General features: G+C 66.4%; 16 protein-coding genes. 9 read left to right on the forward strand and 7 right to left on the reverse strand.

Going from position 1 to position 18,540, the window contains the following annotated elements; all coding sequences use genetic code 11:
* The first annotated feature begins 4 nt into the window (after nt 1-4).
* From ACH49N_RS29495 to ACH49N_RS29505, 3 genes are read left to right on the forward strand one after another with little or no spacing between them, the layout of a single operon-like run.
* Nucleotides 5-1,012: a bifunctional MaoC family dehydratase N-terminal/OB-fold nucleic acid binding domain-containing protein gene (locus tag ACH49N_RS29495; protein WP_358276257.1), complete on the forward strand. Its 1,008-nt coding sequence runs from the start codon at nt 5-7 to the stop codon at nt 1,010-1,012.
* Entirely contained in the window at nt 1,012-1,434 is a 423-nt protein-coding gene (locus tag ACH49N_RS29500; protein ID WP_358276259.1) for a MaoC family dehydratase, read from the forward strand. The genes ACH49N_RS29495 and ACH49N_RS29500 overlap by 1 nt, the downstream gene beginning before the upstream one ends.
* On the forward strand, nt 1,431-2,600 hold the full coding sequence (locus ACH49N_RS29505) for a lipid-transfer protein (RefSeq protein ID WP_358276260.1): 1,170 nt from the start codon (nt 1,431-1,433) through the stop codon (nt 2,598-2,600). Before ACH49N_RS29500 ends, ACH49N_RS29505 begins: the two co-directional genes overlap by 4 nt.
* On the opposite strand, the gene ACH49N_RS29510 is transcribed toward ACH49N_RS29505, so the two are convergent.
* A complete protein-coding gene (locus ACH49N_RS29510) occupies nt 2,551-3,681 on the reverse strand; it encodes an NAD(P)-binding domain-containing protein (RefSeq protein WP_358276261.1) in 1,131 nt (376 codons plus the stop codon). The genes ACH49N_RS29505 and ACH49N_RS29510 overlap by 50 nt on opposite strands.
* Nucleotides 3,682-3,793: 112 nt before the next feature.
* A complete protein-coding gene (locus ACH49N_RS29515) occupies nt 3,794-5,440 on the reverse strand; it encodes a response regulator transcription factor (protein ID WP_358276263.1) in 1,647 nt (548 codons plus the stop codon).
* A 214-nt stretch (nt 5,441-5,654) separates the two neighbouring features.
* Here ACH49N_RS29515 and ACH49N_RS29520 point away from each other — a divergent pair, with 214 nt between their 5' ends.
* A complete protein-coding gene (locus tag ACH49N_RS29520; RefSeq protein WP_358276265.1) occupies nt 5,655-6,611 on the forward strand; it encodes an ATP-binding cassette domain-containing protein in 957 nt (318 codons plus the stop codon).
* Entirely contained in the window at nt 6,608-7,429 is an 822-nt protein-coding gene (locus ACH49N_RS29525; protein ID WP_374436226.1) for an ABC transporter permease, read from the forward strand. Before ACH49N_RS29520 ends, ACH49N_RS29525 begins: the two co-directional genes overlap by 4 nt.
* A gap of 25 nt (nt 7,430-7,454) precedes the next feature.
* On the opposite strand, the gene ACH49N_RS29530 is transcribed toward ACH49N_RS29525, so the two are convergent.
* Entirely contained in the window at nt 7,455-8,027 is a 573-nt protein-coding gene (locus tag ACH49N_RS29530) for a nucleotidyltransferase family protein (RefSeq protein WP_358276266.1), read from the reverse strand.
* Between the two features lie 218 nt (nt 8,028-8,245).
* Here ACH49N_RS29530 and ACH49N_RS29535 point away from each other — a divergent pair, with 218 nt between their 5' ends.
* From ACH49N_RS29535 to ACH49N_RS29545, 3 genes are all read left to right on the forward strand, one after another.
* The gene (locus ACH49N_RS29535) at nt 8,246-9,187 is read left to right on the forward strand and encodes an alpha/beta hydrolase (protein ID WP_358276268.1); all 942 of its coding nucleotides are present in this window, start codon (nt 8,246-8,248) and stop codon (nt 9,185-9,187) included.
* A gap of 94 nt (nt 9,188-9,281) precedes the next feature.
* Nucleotides 9,282-9,755 (forward strand): Rrf2 family transcriptional regulator, encoded by a 474-nt coding sequence (locus tag ACH49N_RS29540; RefSeq protein ID WP_317768422.1) that lies wholly within the window; start codon nt 9,282-9,284, stop codon nt 9,753-9,755.
* A gap of 1 nt (nt 9,756) precedes the next feature.
* Complete coding sequence (locus ACH49N_RS29545; protein WP_358276270.1) at nt 9,757-10,980, forward strand: globin domain-containing protein; 1,224 nt, start codon at nt 9,757-9,759, stop codon at nt 10,978-10,980.
* A 65-nt stretch (nt 10,981-11,045) separates the two neighbouring features.
* Here the strand turns inward: ACH49N_RS29545 and ACH49N_RS29550 are convergent, their stop codons facing one another.
* Complete coding sequence (locus ACH49N_RS29550; protein ID WP_159919074.1) at nt 11,046-11,963, reverse strand: LysR family transcriptional regulator; 918 nt, start codon at nt 11,961-11,963, stop codon at nt 11,046-11,048.
* Nucleotides 11,964-12,115: 152 nt separating this feature from the next.
* Between ACH49N_RS29550 and ACH49N_RS29555 the strand changes: the two genes are divergently transcribed.
* Entirely contained in the window at nt 12,116-13,414 is a 1,299-nt protein-coding gene (locus ACH49N_RS29555; protein WP_358276272.1) for an NAD(P)/FAD-dependent oxidoreductase, read from the forward strand.
* 3 nt (nt 13,415-13,417) lie between these two features.
* Here ACH49N_RS29555 and ACH49N_RS29560 read toward each other — a convergent pair whose 3' ends face one another.
* The 3 genes from ACH49N_RS29560 to ACH49N_RS29570 form a co-directional block, all read right to left on the reverse strand.
* Nucleotides 13,418-14,824, reverse strand: a complete 1,407-nt coding sequence (locus ACH49N_RS29560; RefSeq protein ID WP_358276273.1) for a guanine deaminase — start codon at nt 14,822-14,824, stop codon at nt 13,418-13,420.
* Nucleotides 14,825-14,945: 121 nt separating this feature from the next.
* Nucleotides 14,946-17,681: a molybdopterin cofactor-binding domain-containing protein gene (locus ACH49N_RS29565; protein WP_358276275.1), complete on the reverse strand. Its 2,736-nt coding sequence runs from the start codon at nt 17,679-17,681 to the stop codon at nt 14,946-14,948.
* Nucleotides 17,678-18,487, reverse strand: a complete 810-nt coding sequence (locus tag ACH49N_RS29570; RefSeq protein WP_358276276.1) for an FAD binding domain-containing protein — start codon at nt 18,485-18,487, stop codon at nt 17,678-17,680. Before ACH49N_RS29570 ends, ACH49N_RS29565 begins: the two co-directional genes overlap by 4 nt.
* Between the last annotated feature and the right edge of the window lie 53 nt (nt 18,488-18,540).

The following is an 18,540-nucleotide window of genomic DNA, read 5'->3' on the forward strand; positions in this document are numbered from 1 at the left end:
CATCATGAGTGCCGAACAGATCCTCGCTGCAGCAGAGAAGGTCCGATCCGCCGGTCCCAGCGCACCGCGGCCCGGACGGGACCCGATCAACCTCCCGATGATTCGCAACTGGGTAGAGGCGATCGGCGACCGGAACCCCATCTACGTCGACGAGGACGCCGCGCGGGCAGCAGGCCACGACGGTATCGTCGCCCCACCGGCGATGGCGCAGGTATGGACCATGCAGGGGCTGCACGCCGAACGCCAGCCCGACGACCCGCTGGGCCGCATGACGACCATCCTCGACGAGGCCGGGTACACGTCCGTCGTCGCCACCAACTGCGATCAGACCTACCACCGCTACCTGCGGCTCGGCGAGAAGGTCACTATCTCCACGACGCTCGAAGACGTCGTGGGACCGAAGAAGACCGGCCTCGGCGACGGGTGGTTCTTCACCACCCGCAGCCGGTGGACGGTGGCGAACGACGAGGGCGCCGACGAGGTCGTGGCCGAGATGTTGTTCCGCATCCTGAAGTTCGCCCCGAAACCCGCTGAACCGGTGGGACCTTCGGCGAACGGTCAGGGCGCGTCCTTCGACGATCTGGACCCATCGAAGATGATGCGGCCGAGTGCATCTCAGGATACCCAGTTCTTCTGGGACGGTGTCGCCGCGCACGAATTGCGTATCCAGAAGCGAGCAGACGGGTCCTTGCAGCATCCGCCGGTACCGGCGCTGTGGAAGGACAAGGCGGAGTCGACGGACTACCTCGTGGCCTCCGGCCGCGGCACCGTGTTCAGTTTCGTCGTTCATCACGCGCCGAAGGTGCCGGGGCGCTCACTGCCCTTCGTGGTGGCCCTCGTCGAACTCGAGGAGGGTGTCCGCATGCTCGGTGAACTGCGCGGCGTGGAGCCGTCCGCGGTGGGCGTGGGAATGCCCGTGGAGGCGATCTACCTCGACTTTCCCGGCGACGACGACACCGGCGGGGCGCCATGGACCCTGTACGCGTGGCAGCCCGCGACGAAGGAGCACTGATGACCTCTACTCTCGACGTCACGGTCGGCACCACACTGCCGGAGCTCGTGATTGCGGGTGATCCCACGTTCGTGGTGTCGTCCGCGCTGGCCACCCGCGATTTTCAGGACGTCCACCACGACCGCGATCTGGCGCAGAAGCGAGGGTCGAAGGACATCTTCGTGAACATCCTCACCGACACCGGTCTGGTGCAGCGGTTCGTGACCGACTGGGCAGGTCCGACCGCCGTCATCAAGTCGATCGCGCTCCGGCTCGGAGTTCCGTGGTACGCCTACGACACCTTGACGCTCAGCGGAACGGTGGCCGCGATCGATGACGGTGTCGTCAGCCTCGACGTGGTCGGCAGGAACTCGCTCGGTAACCACATCACGTCGCAGGTGACGCTCGTGCTGAACGGATCCACGAACGGAGCCGGGGCATGACGGGATTGTCTGGGAAGGCTGTCATTGCCGGCATCGGAGCCACCGATTTCTCGAAGGATTCCGGTCGCAGCGAATTGCGGTTGGCGGCCGAGGCCGTGCTCGCGGCACTGGACGACGCCGGCCTGGCGCCGGCCGACGTCGACGGGCTTACCTCGTTCACCATGGACACCAATACCGAGGCGGCCGTGGCCCGTTCGGTCGGAATCCCGGACCTGAAATTCTTCAGCCGCATCCACTACGGCGGCGGAGCGGCGTGTGCGACGGTGCAGCAGGCCGCGATGGCCGTGGCCACCGGGGTCGCGGACGTGGTGGTGGCGTACCGGGCATTCAACGAGCGTTCCGGAATGCGGTTCGGTCAGGTGAATTCGGGTCTGGTGCAGCAGGTGAATTCCTCGGGGACCGACAACACGTTCTCGTACCCGCACGGCCTGTCCACCCCGGCCGCATTCGTCGCGATGGTGGCCCAGCGCTACATGCACGAGTACGGCGCGACGAGTGCCGACTTCGGCCGGATCGCCGTCACCGACCGGAAGCACGCGGCCAACAACCCGCAGGCCTTCTTCTACTGCAAACCGATCACCCTCGAGGATCACCAGAACTCCCGGTTCATCGCCGAACCCCTGCACCTCCTCGACTGCTGTCAGGAGTCCGACGGCGGCATCGCGATTGTCGTCACCTCGCCCGAGCGAGCCAGGAATCTGAGGCAGAAACCCGCTGTGATCGCGGCAGCAGCGCAGGGGAGCGGCAGCGACCAGTACATCATGACGAGCTATTACCGCCCCGAACTCGCGGGATTACCGGAAATGGCACTGGTGGGCAGGCAGCTGTGGGAACAGGCCGGGCTCGGGCCGCAGGACATCGATATGGCGGTGCTCTACGACCACTTCACTCCGTACGTATTGATGCAGCTCGAGGAACTCGGGTTCTGCGGTCGGGGCGAGGCCAAGGACTTCATCGCCGACGGTGCCATCGACATCGGCGGCCGGCTACCCCTCAACACTCACGGCGGCCAGCTCGGCGAGGCCTACATCCACGGGATGAACGGCATCGCCGAGGGCGTCCGGCAGATCCGCGGCACGTCGGTGAACCAGGTGAAGGACGTGCAGCACGTGCTCGTCACCGCGGGGACGGGTGTCCCGACATCAGGTCTGGTGCTGACGGCCTGACTACCGGCCTGTTGCTCCGCCGCGCAATGTGTTTCGCGACGTACTCGGCGTCTCTGCCGACACCGCCGGTGAGCATCGAGGCGAACGCCCGGAGGAATGGGAGACCCACGAAGTACAGTCCGGGATGGTCCGGCGAGACACCGCGGGATTGCTCGGGCCATCCGTCGGCGCCGGTCACCGGGATCCGGATCCACGAGGTGTCCTTGGTGAAACCCGTGCACCAGACAATGTTTCGGACGTCCAGCTCGGTTCCGTCGTCGAGGACGGGCCTGCCGTCGCGCACGCCCGTGACTTTCGCGGGGAAGTGTTCCACCCCGGCATCGGCGAGGTCGGCTCGCTTGACCCGTAGGAGTGGGCCGCCCCCGAACCGGACGTGCGGGCGCATCTTCCGTCCCATCGGAGTGCGTTCCGTGAGAATGTGATTGGCCATGAACCACATGACCGGGATCGCGATGTGCGCGGCGCGTCCCTCGATGTCGAACGGCAGCTCGCCGCGGACAGGGCCGCAGATCGTGGTCCGATGTGCAGGAGAAACTTCCAACGCGATGTCCGCGCCGGAGTGGCTGCACCCGACCACCAGCACGGGGCCGTCCTGCAACTGGGCGGGGTTGCGGTAGTCGCTGGAGTGCAGTTGCCTGATCCGGGGGTCGAGTTGCTCGGCGAGATCCGGGATCACAGGTGTCTGCCAGGTTCCGGACGCGACCACGACATTGGTCGCCTCGAAAGTCCGGGCCCCGGCTGTGACGACGTACCCGTCGCCGCCCGGCGAAAGTCCGTCCACCGTGACACCGGTGCGAACGGGGAGGGAAAATCTGTCTGCATACGCCTCGAAGTAGTCGGCCACCTCGTCCTTGCCGGGCCATGTCCACGAACGTGCGGGAATGCCCCAACCGGGCAAGCCGTCGTATTTGGCTGGGCTGTAGAGACGGAGCGAGTCGAACCGCTCCCGCCACACGTCACCCACCCGGTCGTGGGCGTCGAGAATGACGAACCGCTGCTTGCGCCTGGCGAGGTGGTATCCGGTCGCGAGACCGGCCTGCCCGGCCCCGATCACGATCGTGTCGAACTGTTCTGTAGTCATGGTCATTGCCTCTTCGTCGAGGGTGGAAATCGTCAGCTACGACGCTATGACCGCACCCGGCCGGGGGGCTTCGGGAGAATGATGCAGAATTCTCCACCCGGCATGGGTAGTTCTATGCAGACGGCTCCACGAGACGATGCTCGTAGGCATACGCGGTCGCAGCGGAGCGGGAAGAGATTCCCAGTTTGAGGAAGATGTTGCTCACATGCCGGGCCACGGTCTTCTCGCTGAGGAACAGGTCCTCGGCGATGGCGCGATTCGTCTTCCCCGCGGCCACGAGGCGGAGCACATTCAGCTCACGGGGAGTCAGGGGCGAAGCCGAGGTTTCGGTTCCGACTTCCGTCCGTACCCGTTCCAGATCGGGAGCAGCGGCCAGGTCGCGGTAGATCGCGGCGGCGAGATCGAACTCCATCCGCGCGGTGTCCACGTCGCCGAGCTCGCGGCACGCCCGCCCGATCAGCTCCCGCACGCGTGCCGCCTCGTACGGCGCCCCGATCAGGTTCCACCGTTCCCACGCCTCGCGGAGGACGGCCACTGCGTTCTGCGCCCGGGATTCCGCGAGCAGAACCGACCCCGACGCCTGCGCCGCCACGGCGTGGAGGTAGGGGATGTCGAGGCGTGCGGCGAGGGTTTCGAGCGCTGCTGCGGCGGCGCGGGCCGATGCGACGTCGTGCGCGGCGAGCATGATCTCGACGCATGCCGGGAGGAGCCGTGCCTGCTCGAGTGGGTCGAGCGTCTCATCCACCTCACGCCGGATGCAGGCCACCGCGCTGCCGACCCGGCCCTGCATCATTCGCAGCAGGGCAAGCCCGGGCCGCGGCGGCCTACCCCACTTGTTCGCTTCCGTGTACAGCTTTTCGGCCTGCGCGAACTCACCGCGCAGTCGATGGAGCTCAGCCATCAGATAGCTGGCGGACCCCACCGCGGCGTGCACCGTCGGCTGGGTGAGTCTTCGGTGTGCACGCCGGGCCGCCTCCATGGACTCCGCCCACGCGCCCTGCAGTTGCAGGATCTCGGCGCGGTGGACGAGGCATTGCCCGCGGTAGGGCACCAGGTCCGGCTGCGCCGAACACCACTGCGTCAGTGCGGCAGTCCATTCCTGCGAGCGGCGCAGGTCGAAAATGCGCTGGCATTGTTCGATCACAGCGCAGTACACGATCCCGGTAACAATGGGAGACACCTCCTCGGACGTCACCCGGATCATGGCTTCGTCGAAGGCCGCAACGCCGTCGAGGTGGCGCCCCAGCACGATCAGCGCATGGCCCGTCCCGAGCGCGCCCAGCGAGATGAGGTCGGGATCGGCGAACCGTTCACCGATGACTGCTGCGGTGGAGAACACCTCCCGCGCGGCGGCGCCGTCTCCCTCGGCCAGGCGCTGGAGTCCCAGGGGGACCAGGAGGTAGCCGCGTTCGGGGCAGTCGACACCCGTGGTGTCCAGTAGCTTCCGAGCCCTGCCCAACCAGCCGCCACCGCGAACCTGCTCACCCCTGAGGGACAGGGCGAGTCCCAGCCAGAATGCGCAGCGCGCCGCACTCACGGGATCGCTGCTGTGTCCCCATTGGTTCACGGCCCGCGTCCAGAACTCGGTAGCGGCGTCGTCCTCACCGATCAGATAGGCGGCGACCGCGAGTCGCTCGAGATCCGTACCCTCGAGCGGTTCCTGCCGATCGGCGTTCGACAGTTGGGTGTAGGCGACGCTCCAGTCCCGCCGGGTGTAGGCCTCGCGGCCGGCCCTGAGCGCCGACGTGTCGTCGGACATCACCTTCTCCTGCCGGTTTCGCAGTGTCGTGGAGGCGCTCGCATCCAGATTACCGCCGCGCTCGCTGCCCTCGCGTGGTCGCTGTGGAGTCGTCGCATCGCGCCTGAAGACGGGTTCCCGGTCCGCAGACCAGGAGGCGGGGGCCTATATTCCCTGCACCCGGTCGGCGCCTCGAGTCACACTGGGTTCACACGCCGAGGAACGGGGAGTTCTGATGGTCGACGCGATCGCAGCCGAGGGGCTGGTGAAACGGTACGGAAAGGTCACCGCGCTTGGCGGTGTAGATCTCGCGGTCCGCGCGGGCAGCGTCATGGCCCTGCTGGGGCCGAACGGTGCAGGCAAGACCACCGCGGTACGCGTCTTCACCACCCTTCTCATCCCGGACGAAGGATGGGCCAGGGTGGCGGGTCTCGACGTCATCCACGACGCCCGGGCTCTTCGGTCGCGGATCGGTGCGTCCGGCCAGTACGCCGCGGTCGACGAATACCTCACCGGTTTCGAGAACCTCGAGATGGTGGGCAGGCTCTACCACCTCGGTGCCAAGCGAAGCAAAGCCCGGGCCCGCGAGTTGCTCGAACAGTTCGATCTGGTGGAAGCCGGGGACCGGCCCGTGAAGGGGTACTCCGGCGGCATGAGACGCCGCCTCGACCTGGCGGGCGCGCTGGTGGCCGAACCGGAGGTCCTTTTCCTCGACGAACCCACAACCGGACTGGATCCCCGGGCCCGACTCGGATTGTGGGACGTCATCGACGGCCTCGTGGCCAAGGGCACCACCCTGCTGCTCACCACCCAGTACATGGAGGAGGCGGAGCGGCTCGCCGACCAGATCGCCGTCATCGACCGCGGCAGCGTGATCGCGCGGGGGACCGCCGACGAGCTGAAGGATCGCGTCGGTGGTGAGCGCATCGAACTGACCGTCCGGGAAGGTGCCGATCTCGAGGTGGTGCGAAACGAACTCACACCGCTGGCCGCGGGAGCGATCACCATCGAAGACAACGTCCGCCGGGTCACCGTCCCGGTGTCCGGGGGTTCGGACGCACTGGTCGAGGCCCTGGGGCGGCTGTCCGATCGTGGGGTGAAGGTATACGACGTCGGGTTGCGCCGGCCGACGCTCGACGACGTCTTCCTCACCCTCACTGGGCACGAGGCCGAGGAGGAGCAAGTCTCATGACCGCACCACCGACCACCGCCCCGATGCACACCGCACTCGCCGACGGTCTCACCATCGCCAAGCGCAACATGATCAAGATCAAACGCGTGCCCGACCTCATCGTCTTCACCACGCTGTCGCCGATCATGTTCGTGCTGCTGTTCGCATACGTATTCGGAAGTGCCATCGAAGTTCCCGGGATGTCGTATCGCGAGTTCCTGATCGCCGGAATCTTCACCCAGACGGTCATCTTCGGGGCGACGTGGACCGGACTCGGCATGGTCGAGGATGTGCAGAAAGGGATCATCGACCGGTTTCGATCGCTCCCGATGGCGCCGTCAGCGGTTCTCCTGGGACGGACGTCCACCGACGTGCTCATCAACATCGTCAGTCTCGTGGTGATGTCGCTGACGGGTCTCGTCATCGGGTGGCGTATCCACTCGAGTGTGGGCGAGGCCGTACTGGGCTACCTGCTTCTGCTGCTGTTCGCCTATGCGCTGTCGTGGGTGATGGCGGTGGTGGGGCTGTGGATCCGCACGCCCGAAGTGTTCAACAATGCCAGCTTCATCGTCATCTTCCCGTTGTCCTTCGTCGCGAACACGTTCGTCGAAACCACCAACCTGCCGGGACCGCTCAAAGTGATCGCGGAGTGGAACCCGGTGTCCGCACTCACCCAGGCCGTGCGCGAATTGTTCGGAAACACGAACCCCGCCATGGCAGTTCCCGACGCCTGGCCATTGCAGAATCCCGTGATCGCCTCGCTGGCATGGACGGCGGTACTGCTCGTCATCTTCGTCCCGTTCGCGATCCGGCGGTACAAGAAGGCGGTCAGCCGCTGACTGTCGCCGGCTGCGGGCTGCATGACTAGTCGCGGGAATCGACGTCCCGGCCGGTTCCGAGGTCGGAGCAGTCGACCATTTCGACTCCGTGAGCGGCGAGGTATTGCCTCGCGCCGGTGTCGCCGGTGAGGCTGTGGCGTAGAGCTTTCCAGTGGTCGCGGCCGATGAGGACGGGATGTCCGGGTGCGTCGGTGTAACGGGCTTGCCGCAGGGCCGCTCGTGCGCTGCCGGGCGGAACGGAGGCGATGCGGCGTACAGCGTCGGCGTCCAGGTCGGGCAGATCGACGAGGGTGATGACGACGGCGTCGACGTTGTCGAACGTCTCCGCAACCTCCAAACCTCGTCGCAGCGACGCCGACATGCCCTGGTGCCAGTCTTTCGCCACACCCACGACCACCGGTACGCCGTCGGGTAGCAGGCTCTCGGCCTCGTCGGCGCGGGCGCCGAGGACTACGACGACGGGACAGCATCCGGCCTCCGCGAGGATGCGCGCGCCACGCCCCAGCCAGGGTTCTCCGTCGACGCCGACGACGAGCGCCTTGGGCATACCCATCCGCGAGCCGCCCCCCGCGGCGAGCAGCACGCCCCCGATCATCACGGCTGGACGACCGCGGCCCGATCGGCCGTCGACACCGCGATCGGCTTGCTGTCGGCGTCCTCGGAACTGGGAGCTAAGTACGGCACGCGTTCACGCTACTTCTCCATCGGAGAGTTTGCTCCGCGGCCTGGGGGAACAGCGGTCGTAGACTGACCGACACCGGCCTCCGGACAGCGAGAGGCGCGACGCCGAGACGACGCATCGAAGGGGATGGACGCATGCTTGATCCGAAACGAGGTGGCTCGCCGGCCGGTCAGACGTTCGCGCGGTCGTGGGGTGGCTCGGGCAGTGTCATCGACATCGACGGACCCGTCCACTGGGTCGAGTACGGCGATCCGCAAGCAGGGTCGCTGCCGGTGGTGATGGTGCACGGCCTCGGCGGGTCCCATCTCAACTGGGTCCGGGTGGCCCCGGCGTTGGCGGAACGGACGCGGGTTCTGACGGTGGATCTCCCGGGTTTCGGACTCAGCCCGGCGGGGAAGCGTCAGACAGGGATCCCCGCCAACGTCGCGGTACTTCACCGCTTCCTCACCGAGGTGGTGGGTGGGCCGGTGATCCTGATGGGCAATTCCATGGGCGGCATGATCTCGATGTTCGAGGCGTCCGCCCACCCCGACACTGTTGCTGCACTCGTGCTCGTCGACCCGGCGCTTCCTGCGGCGCAACGAATGCCGCATCCGCGGATCGCTGCGCAGTTCGCGATGTACATGACGCCCTTCGTCGGGGAGCGTTACCTCCAGTATTCGAGCCGGCGGATGACCGACCGTCAGCTGGTCGAGCGGGTCATCGACCTGTGCTTCGCCGATCCCGCACGGGCCTCCGAGGACGTCCTCGAGGCAGCGACGGAGCTGGCGAAGTACCGGCGCGAGCAGCCCTCGCAAGATGCCGCGTTCCTGCAGGCGAGCCGGTCACTGATGCGGGTGATGGCGCGTCCGCAGCGTTACCTGCAGGCCATGCGCGCCCTCGAACAACCGGTTCTCCTGCTCCACGGTGACCGCGACCGCCTGGTTCCGGTCGCCGCGGCGCGCAAGGTCGCTGCGGACAACCCGCGGTGGGACACCGTCGTACTGCGCGGCGTCGGGCACACCCCACAACTCGAGATGCCGGACGCGGTACTCGACCACGTGCTGACCTGGATCGACCGGCACGGGCTCGTCTAGCGTCTTCGCTCCCGTCCGGGTGTCGCCGGCGGCCGGCAGGTAACCTCACTCACATAACTCGCATACGAAATGCGAATTAATGTACTTTCAGGTCATGCAGCTCACCCGGTTCACCGACCTCGGCTTGCGGGTCGTCATGCGCCTGGCCGTCGCGGCAGAGGGGGACCGTCCGGGGAGCCGTCAGGTCGCCGAGGAATTGGCGGTGTCCTACACGCACGCGACAAAAGTGATCACCCGGCTCGCTGAACTCGGCATCGTCGACGCGCGCCGCGGCCGCGGGGGCGGCCTCGCCATTACCGAACTCGGCCGCACCGCCTCGGTCGGGTGGCTCGCCCGCCGCCTCGAGGGAGACGGGGAGGTGGTCGACTGCGACGGCGCCCAGCCGTGTCCGCTGCGGTCGGGTTGCCGGCTGCGGTCGGCGCTGCGCCGTGCGCAGGAAGCGTTTTTCGCGTCGCTCGACACTGTCACCATCGACGACCTCACCCAATCACCGACCCGCGCCGTCCTGCTCGGACTGCCCCGGCCGGCCGACACAGATTTCCAGTTCTCTTCCGCGATCGGAGAATGACATGCTCTCGCCCACTTCCACGGAAATCATCCGCGCCACGCTGCCCGTGGTCGGTGCCGCCATCGGCGACATCACTAGCCTGTTCTACCGCAAGATGTTTGCCGCCCGCCCCGACCTCGAACGCGACTTGTTCAACCGGGGCAACCAGAAGCAGGGTGGTCAGCAGAAAGCGTTGGCGGGGGCGATCGCCGCGTTCGCGGCTCTGCAACTGGAACCCGATCAGGCTCGCGTCGATTTGATACTCTCGCGGATCGCGAACAAGCATGCCTCGCTGGGTATCGAGCCCGCCCAGTACGCGATCGTGCACACACATCTGTTCGACGCCATCGTCGAGGTGCTTGGTGACGCCGTCACTCCGGAGGTGGCCGCCGCCTGGGACGAGGTGTACTGGACGATGGCCGAGACTCTGATCGCGATGGAAGCCGGTCTCTACCGCGCAGCGGGGGTCGCGCCCGGTGACGTCTGGCGGCAGGTGCGTGTCCGTGAGCGCCGCCACGAGTCCGCCGACACCGTCTCCTTCGTGCTCACCTCGGTGGACGGTGCGCCCCTGCCCGCCTTCGCCCCGGGGCAGTATCTCTCGGTGGGGGTTCATCTTTCCGGCGGCGCCCGGCAGATCCGCCAGTACAGCCTCTCGTCCGCTCCGTCGCAGAAGGACTGGCGGATCACCGTCAAGCGGGTGGACGGGCAGATGCTGTCGGACGGATCGCACTCGCCTGCGGGCGAAGTCTCGAACTTCCTGTACCACAATGTTTTCGAGAATGACCTGCTGGACGTGACCACCCCGTTCGGTGACCTGGTTCTGCAGGACGACGACGCGCCGCTGCTGCTGATTTCGGCCGGCATCGGGTGCACGCCGATGATGGGAATGCTCAGCCACCTCGCCGACACCGAGGACACCCGCCCGATCTCGGTGCTGCACGCCGACCGATCGCCCAGTAACCACGCCCACCGGGCGGAGTTGACCGAACTCGTCGAGCGGCTGCCGTTCGCGGTCATGCACCGCTGGTACGAGGATCTCGGCGCGCGTCGCCCCGAGGCGGACCTGCGGAAGGGGCGAGCCGACCTCGGGGAGATCACCATCGCCCCCGGCACCCGGGCCTATCTCTGTGGGCCGCTGCCCTTCATGCTGGGCATGCGCGAAGCCTTGCTCGAGAAAGATGTTGCGGCCGAGAACATTCACTACGAGGTTTTCGGCCCGGACAGCTGGGCGGCCGCCCCGGCATGAACTGCACCTCGACCTGATCACCGGAATATTCCTCCTCGGCCAGGTCGCGCGCCGACCCTGCCGGCCTAACTGTCGGTTGGGGATTCGGCGTCGGCAGCTCCCCGTGATCCTGCGATCGACTGCGCGAGCGCACGAAACAAGTGAGTGAGTTCGGGGCGGGTTGCCGTTCCGCTGCGGACTACCCCGCACACCGGGATGCGCAGGAGGTCGTGCGACTCGCGCATGAAACTGAGCCCGCGCCGGGGAGTCGCGTCGGCGGTGTCGGCGTACAACACGGTCCACGACAGGGGAGTGGTGAGGACGTCGAGGGTCGCCGTGTGGTCGCTGGGAATGGAGGGCCCGAGCTTTACGCGTTGCCCGACCTGCCGGAATGCATCCTCGACCACGGTGTGGATCAGCACCTGACTACTGCGCGGCGGCAGCAGTAGCGGATAGGGCGCCAGTTCGCTGAGGTCGACGGTCGAAAACTTGGACAGCGGATGTTGAGCCGAGGTGACGATCACCAGATCCTCGAGGCCGAATTCGATTGTTTCGAGTCCTGGTCTGTCGACGCCGCCGCGGATCAGGGCCAGGTCTGCATCACCGGACGCCACCGCGGTCATGCGGTCGGTGAAATCCTTGATGACAAATTCGATGTCGAGCTGTGGGAACTCCTCGCGCACAAGCGATATCGCCTCCAGGCTTTGGGTGGCGAAGCTCATGCTGGCGCTGATTCGCAGCCGATTGCGGGGGTCGAGTCCCACCGAGAGTGCGCGCGCCTCGAGGCTCATCATTTCTGCCGCGATAGGCATGAGGCGTTCGCCGGCCGCGGTCAGGCGCGTCGCACGGGTGGACCGTTCGAGAAGGGCCGTGCCGAGTTCGTGCTCGAGCTTGGCTATCTGGTGGCTGATCGCCGACTGCGAGATGAAGCATCGCTCCGCCGCTCGGGAAAAACTGCCTTCTTCACCGACCGCGAGGAAGTAGCGCAACTGCCGGAACTCCATGACCCCAGGCTACAGCGCCGACGAGCATTTATGAGCAATCGAGATAACACAATTTCGATTTCCCCAGGTTATTGGCAATCAGGCTCATCGGATCCATAAGGTGGGCTCATACGCAACGCTAAGCACAGGAACGCTGGCAGAGGAGGTTTTCGGTGGATCGCACACAGGTCGTCATCGTGGGATCGGGTTTCGGCGCCCTCGCGGCGGCGAAGAAGCTCGGCAAGGCAGGCACGCCGTTCGTGCTGATTTCCGAGACCACCGAGCACCTCTTCCAGCCACTGCTCTACCAGGTGGCCACGGGTGTGCTCTCGCCCGGCGAGATCGCGCCTTCCATCCGTGCCATCCTCGCCAAGTATCCCAGTGGTGACGTCCGGCTCGGCCGCGTCGTCGACGTCGACCCGGACAAGCACGAGGTGGTCTACGAGGCAGGCGGGATCCGCCACACCCTCGGCTACGACACTCTGATCGCCGCGACGGGTGCTCGTCAGGCGTACTTCGGCCGCGATGAGTTCGCCGAGGTCACGTACGCCCTCAAGACCGTCGCCGACGCCGACCGGTTGCGTCGCCAGATCGTCCGCTGCTTCGAAGAGGCGCACACCACGTCGGACCCGGAACGTCGCCGGGATCTTCTCCACTTCATCGTGATCGGCGCGGGGCCCACCGGGGTCGAACTGGCAGGTCAGATCAAGGAACCGGCGGGACGCTACTTCGAGAAGTCGCTGCGGGACGTCACCGCCGAGGACGTCACCGTGACCCTCGTCGAGGGTGCGGGGGAGACGCTGCCCGTGTTCGGCGGCAAGCTCAGCAAGTACACGCAGGACTCCCTCGAGCGTGCAGGGGTCGAGGTGGTCCTCGGCACCATGGTGACCGATATCGACGAGCACGGTGCCACCTTGTCGTCGCCCGGTAACGGGTTCGAGAAGCGACTGACGGCGGAGACGATCATCTGGTCGGCAGGCATTCAGGCCAACGACTTCGCGGCGGTGCTCGCGGAACGGACCGGGTGTGATACCGGCCGCGGCGGTCGACTTCTGGTCGACGAGGACCTCACCGTGGGCCGCTACGACGACATCTATGCCATCGGCGACATGGCTTCGCTGAACAACCTCCCGGCTCAGTCGCCGTTCGCGATGCAGGGTGGCCGTCACGTCGCGGCGATCATCAACGGAAAGCGGCCGGCCGGAACACCCTTCACCTATCGGGACAAGGGCAGCATGGCGATCATCAACCGGTTCCGTGCGATCACCCGCGTCGGCAAGATCGAGTTGACCGGTGTACTCGCCTGGTTCCTGTGGCTTGCCGTCCACCTCGTCTACCTGGTCGGATTCCGGAACCGCTACGTGGCAGTGATGTCGTGGTGTGGATCGTTCCTCGGTCATCGGCGCCCGCACTTCCACTACGCGCAGGAGATCGAACCTGCCGACTCGAACGAGCTGGACCGGGCGGCCTAGAACTCAGGACGCCCCGGCCCGCCGGCCCGTGACATAGACCTCGGCGATGGAAGTATCGCGTATCCCCATCAAGAGCGCGAACAAGGTCTGATCGCGGGCCAGGTCGGGGTCGGCGGCGCGGATGCCGTGGCGCAGTAGTCCGTCGAGCGCCGGGGTGCCGGACGGATCGACGACGACGAAGTCGGCTTCCTTACCGACGTCGAAGTTACCGAATCGGTTCTCCATGTCCAAGGCTCTGGCACCGCCGAGGGTACCGATGAACAGCATTTCGGCCGGATGCATCGATACTCCGTCGTCCCCGGGTTCGTTGATGTGCACTTTGAACGCATCGCCGAGCACCCGCGGGATCAACCATTCGTCGCCGCCGCCGAAATCTGTGCCCGCGGAAATGTTGACACCCGAGGCGACCGTCCGCTTCCACGGCATCGTTCCGGATCCCAGGAACAGCTGCGAGACCGGACAGTGCGAGACGGACGTACCGGTCTCGGCCATCCGTTCGAGCTCGACGTCCTGGCAGTGCACGCAGTGCGCGAGGATGGTGCGTCGGCCCAGCAGGCTCTTCCCTCCCACCTGGGAGCCGGGTAGGAACTTTCCGTCGTAGGTGTCCAGGTATGAATTCACCTGGTACACCTCTTTGGTCGAGTCCACCTCTCCGGTTCCCGGGCGATTGTTCTCGTTGAGATGCGAGTGCACATACACCCCGCGATCCCGTACCTCGTCGTACAGTTCCCCGAGGTTTTTCAGGGTCTCGGTCGTCACCGACAACGAGAACCGCGGGACGATAGCCACATGCAACAGCGCGGTGGCGACATCACCGGTGTCCGCGCCGTGCCACTTGTCGATCTCTTCGCGGGTCAGCCGGATGGCGTCCTCTTCGGATGTCATCAGTGGCTGGGCGGTGCCGACACCGACAGTCTGAATGCCGCGGCCGCTGACGATACGTAGACCGGCCTTCTTCGTCTCGGTGAACAGGGCGTCCTGTGCATGCGGAAACGCCGACCCGAACACCATCGCGGCCGTAGTGCCCGCCGAGATGCGACGGTGGGTGAACTCGACGGCCGCTTGCTGCGCGAACTCCGGATCGGCGAACTTCGTTTCCGACGGGAACATGCACAGGGTGAGCCATTCCAGCAGTTGTCCGCCGCCGTAGGAGTCGCCGGCGTAGGTCTGCGGAAAATGGATATGGGTGTCGACGAACCCCGGCAACAAGAACCCGGGCCGGTGGTCGTGCACGGTGCCGGACTCATATTCCGACGGAATCTCGGTTCGGTCGCCGCAGAACGCGATTCGCCCGGAATCGTCCAGGACAAGCGCGCCGTCGGGAATCGAAACGAGAGCGGCCGCGGCTTCGGTCACTGTCGGTGCGCCGGCGATGTGGAAGATGTGCCCGAGGTGGATGTGCGTTGCCATGTGATGAACTCCCGTCCAGTAGCGGCCAGTACTCACAATGCCACCGATCCGACCCATATCGTGGCGAAACAGACCGAGCACCCGACCGTACGAACAGGTGCAAGTGCACAACCGGGTCGGGCTACGGGGCCTCGAGGTGACCGACACGGGCCGTGGTCATCTCTCGCCACACCCGTGCCGGAGTCATCGGCAACCGTCGCAGGCGAACGCCGGTGGCGTCGGCAATGGCGTTGGCCAAGGCCGGGGCCACCGGGTTGTACGGCGACTCGCTCATGGATTTGGCGCCCAGTGGACCTAATTGGTCGTAGGTGTCCGCGAAATGCACCTCGGTCTCCGGGATATCGGCCAGTTGAGGGATGTGATAGTTCCTCAGCTGAGGTCCCAGGACTGTTCCGGCGCCGTCGAGGCGGATCTCTTCATACAGCGCACTGCCGATCGCCTGAGCTACGCCTCCCTCGACCTGCCCACGGCACTGCTGCGGATTGAGGACGGTCCCCGCGTCGGCGGACTGAACCGACTGCAGAATTCGTACCTCACCGGTGACCGTGTCGACGGCGACCCGGAATGCATGCACGTTGAAGACCACTGAGCGGGGAGTGCCGTCGTGCCGACCCTCGGCTCGAAGAACGTCCTCGGCTGCGAGCTTGTCCCATTCGATCACCTGGGTGCCGATCCGGACGCCCTCCGGTGTCAGCGAGCATTCCGCGTCCTCGGCGACACCGGCGATGCGGCACGCGGTTCCGGACAGAAGTGCGCGCAGACTGTTGCATGCCTGATCGACTGCCTTCCCGGCAACCACACTTCCGGCCGACCCGAACGCTCCCGTGTCGTGCCCAGTGAGGTCGGTGTCGGACTGGCGGACGATGATTCGATCGACGGTGGTACCGAGCGCGGTTGCCGCGAGCTGCGCGTGCACGGTCGTGGTTCCATTGCCGAATTCGGCGGTGCCTACCCGCACTTCGTAGCGGCCGCCCGCGACGAGAGTGCAGGACGCCTCCGCGAAGTGCCCACGCGGCGGAATGGTTGCGATCATGGACGCCGCCATGCCCTCGCCGACTTTCCACCGCGGGCCCTCCGGCGCGGCAACTCCATTGCCCCGGCGCAGGGCTGCCTCGGCGAGGTCGAGGCATTGGTCGAGCCCGTAGCTCCCGTAGGTGAGGTCGTCGTGCGCCACCTCGGCTTCTACGAAGTCGTCCCCCGGAACGATCACGTTACGGCGGCGGAAATCGAAGGGGTCGATGCCCAGCTTTCGGGCAAGCTCGTCCAACGCCGACTCGATACCGAAAATGACCTGTCCGAGCCCGTATCCGCGGAAGGCGCCCGACGGCAGGTTGTTGGTGTACACGGCGCGGGCATCGACCCGCTTGTTGGGAGAGCGGTACAGCGCGACCGACTCTCCGCAGCTGTGGAACATCACACCCGCGGAATGATTCCCGTAGGCTCCGGCGTCCGACAGCACGTCCACGGCGAGCGCGGTCAGCCTTCCCTCTCCATCGGCCCCGGCCCGCACCGCGACCCGCATGGGATGGCGGCACGGCGCGGTGGTGAACTGGTCCGAGCGGGTGAACTCGTACTGCACGGGCTTACCGGTGCGCAAAACCGCAAGCGCGACGAGGTCCTCGACGAGCATTTCTTGTTTGGCGCCGAATCCACCACCGACTCGGGCGGTGAACACCCGGACCCCGGAACGGTCCAGCGCGAAGAGTCGTGCCAGTTCGTCGCGTACGAGGAAGGGAACCTGAGTGCTGCTCCGGAGGGTCAGTCGCCCCTCGTCGTCGAGCCAGCCGATCGCGGAATGCGTCTCCAGATGGACGTGTTGCACGCGCTGCGTCTGCCACGTCCCCTCGACCACCGCGCCCGACGCCTGGGCCGCCGCGAGTCCCGATTCGATGTCACCGACCTCGCCGTGTAACTCTGCCACCAGGTTCCGTGTGGGATCCGCGATGCGGGACTCGGTGCCCTTGTCGGCGTGGAGCAGGGGCGCACCTGCCCGGTGCGCCAGGTCCGGGTCGAACACAGGCTCCAAAATGTCGTAGTCGACGTCGATCAATTCCGCTGCGCGGCGGGCAATGTCGACCGAGTCGGCGACCACCGCCGCGACACGCTGTCCGACGAACCGCAGCACGGTGTCGAAGACGTAGGTGTCGTCCGGGTCATCGGTGCGGAGTTCGTGACGTGCGGTGGAGAAGGCGACATCAGGGCTGTCTCGGTGGGTGAGTACCGCGTGGACGCCGGGCACTCCCTCCGCTGCGGCGGTGTCGATGCGGGTGATCCGCGCATGGGCGTGGGGGCTGCCGAGGACGTGGACGTGAAGCAAACCCTGGACCCTGACATCGAGGGTGTACGGTTCGGCCCCGCACACCACCCGGGTGGCGGCGGGGGCAGGAATCGAACGGCCGGAGGAGTGACCGCTCGAGTCGTCCTCAGTGGTGCAGATTCCGCCGACTGCATCCCGGATCGCGCGGTAACCCGTGCAGCGGCACAAGTTTCCCTTCAGGGCGCGGGGAAGGTCGGCCCGTTGATCGGCGGTGAGCGCAGATGCAGTGACTACCATTCCCGGAGTACAGAATCCGCACTGGAAGCCGGCCGCAGCGACGAACTGCTCCTGGACGGGATGTAGTCGTTCGGGGCTCCCCAGCCCCGCGGCCGTCTTCACCTCGAGGCCCTCGGCACGGTGCGCCGGAATGACGCACGAATGCACGGGGTGGCCGTCGAGCAACACCGTGCAGGCGCCGCAATCACCGGCGTCGCACCCCTTCTTGATCGCGAAAACGTCGTTGTCTCGCAACAGCGTGCGCAGGCACTGACCGGGCCGCGGGTCGGCGTTCACCGGCTGCCCGTCGACGGTGAACTTCATGCCAGTTCCTCCCTGATCTCCTCCGCGAGGACGGCCGTGACATGGCGCCGCCAGTCGACGACACCGTGTGCGTCCGTGAAGTACGCCTCTAGTGGAATATGTTCCGCCAGTGCAGTGTCGAGTACGTGAGGGTCGGGAACGTCGGGGAAGCGCAGCACGAAGGGGCGCAGGGTCGACGCGGTGACGGCGAGCGTGAATCCGTCCGGTCCGAGTCGTCCCGCCAGGAGTGCGCCGGACCGGCCGAGCGGCGAATAGGCGATCTTGCGGAGCGTCGTGCGGCTCCGGAGTGCCGATCCCGGGAAATGAATGCTGCGGATCAGTTCACCCGGATGGAGCAGGGTGCACCCAGCGCCGGTAACGAACTCGAGCACCGGGATTCGCCGTTCGCGCCCGTCGGGCGCCCAGAGCAGCACCTCGGCGTCGAGTGCGCAGCAGGCGGTGATCATGGCGCCTGCCGGCAGCGCGAGCGCGAGGTTTCCCCCGACGGTGGCGGTGTGCCAGATCTTCCACGACGCGACGAGCGCTTCGGCGCACGGGCGGAACAGGCTTGTTCCGATCCATTGATCGGGATATGTGGTGTGGCAGAGTGTTTCGATGGTGCACGTGGCGGCCACCTCGAGCTCGTCGGGGCGCACCGTGACTGCCTGCCAGCCCAGGGTGGTGAGATCTACCAGGTGGGTGAGACCCGGTTGCGGTTCCGAGTACAACCAGGTTCCGCCGGCCAGGTACGCCGATCCCGGTTCCGGCGCGGGAAGTTCCGCGCGCGTGCGCGGTGTGGCGATGTCGGTGACGAACGAGAGGTCCACGGTGTCACCCTCCCACGCTCGACCACCGTGCGCCCGTCGACGAGCAGTTCCTC

The organism is Rhodococcus sp. NPDC019647, from assembly GCF_044389235.1.
Lineage (GTDB): Bacteria > Actinomycetota > Actinomycetes > Mycobacteriales > Mycobacteriaceae > Rhodococcus_F > Rhodococcus_F oxybenzonivorans.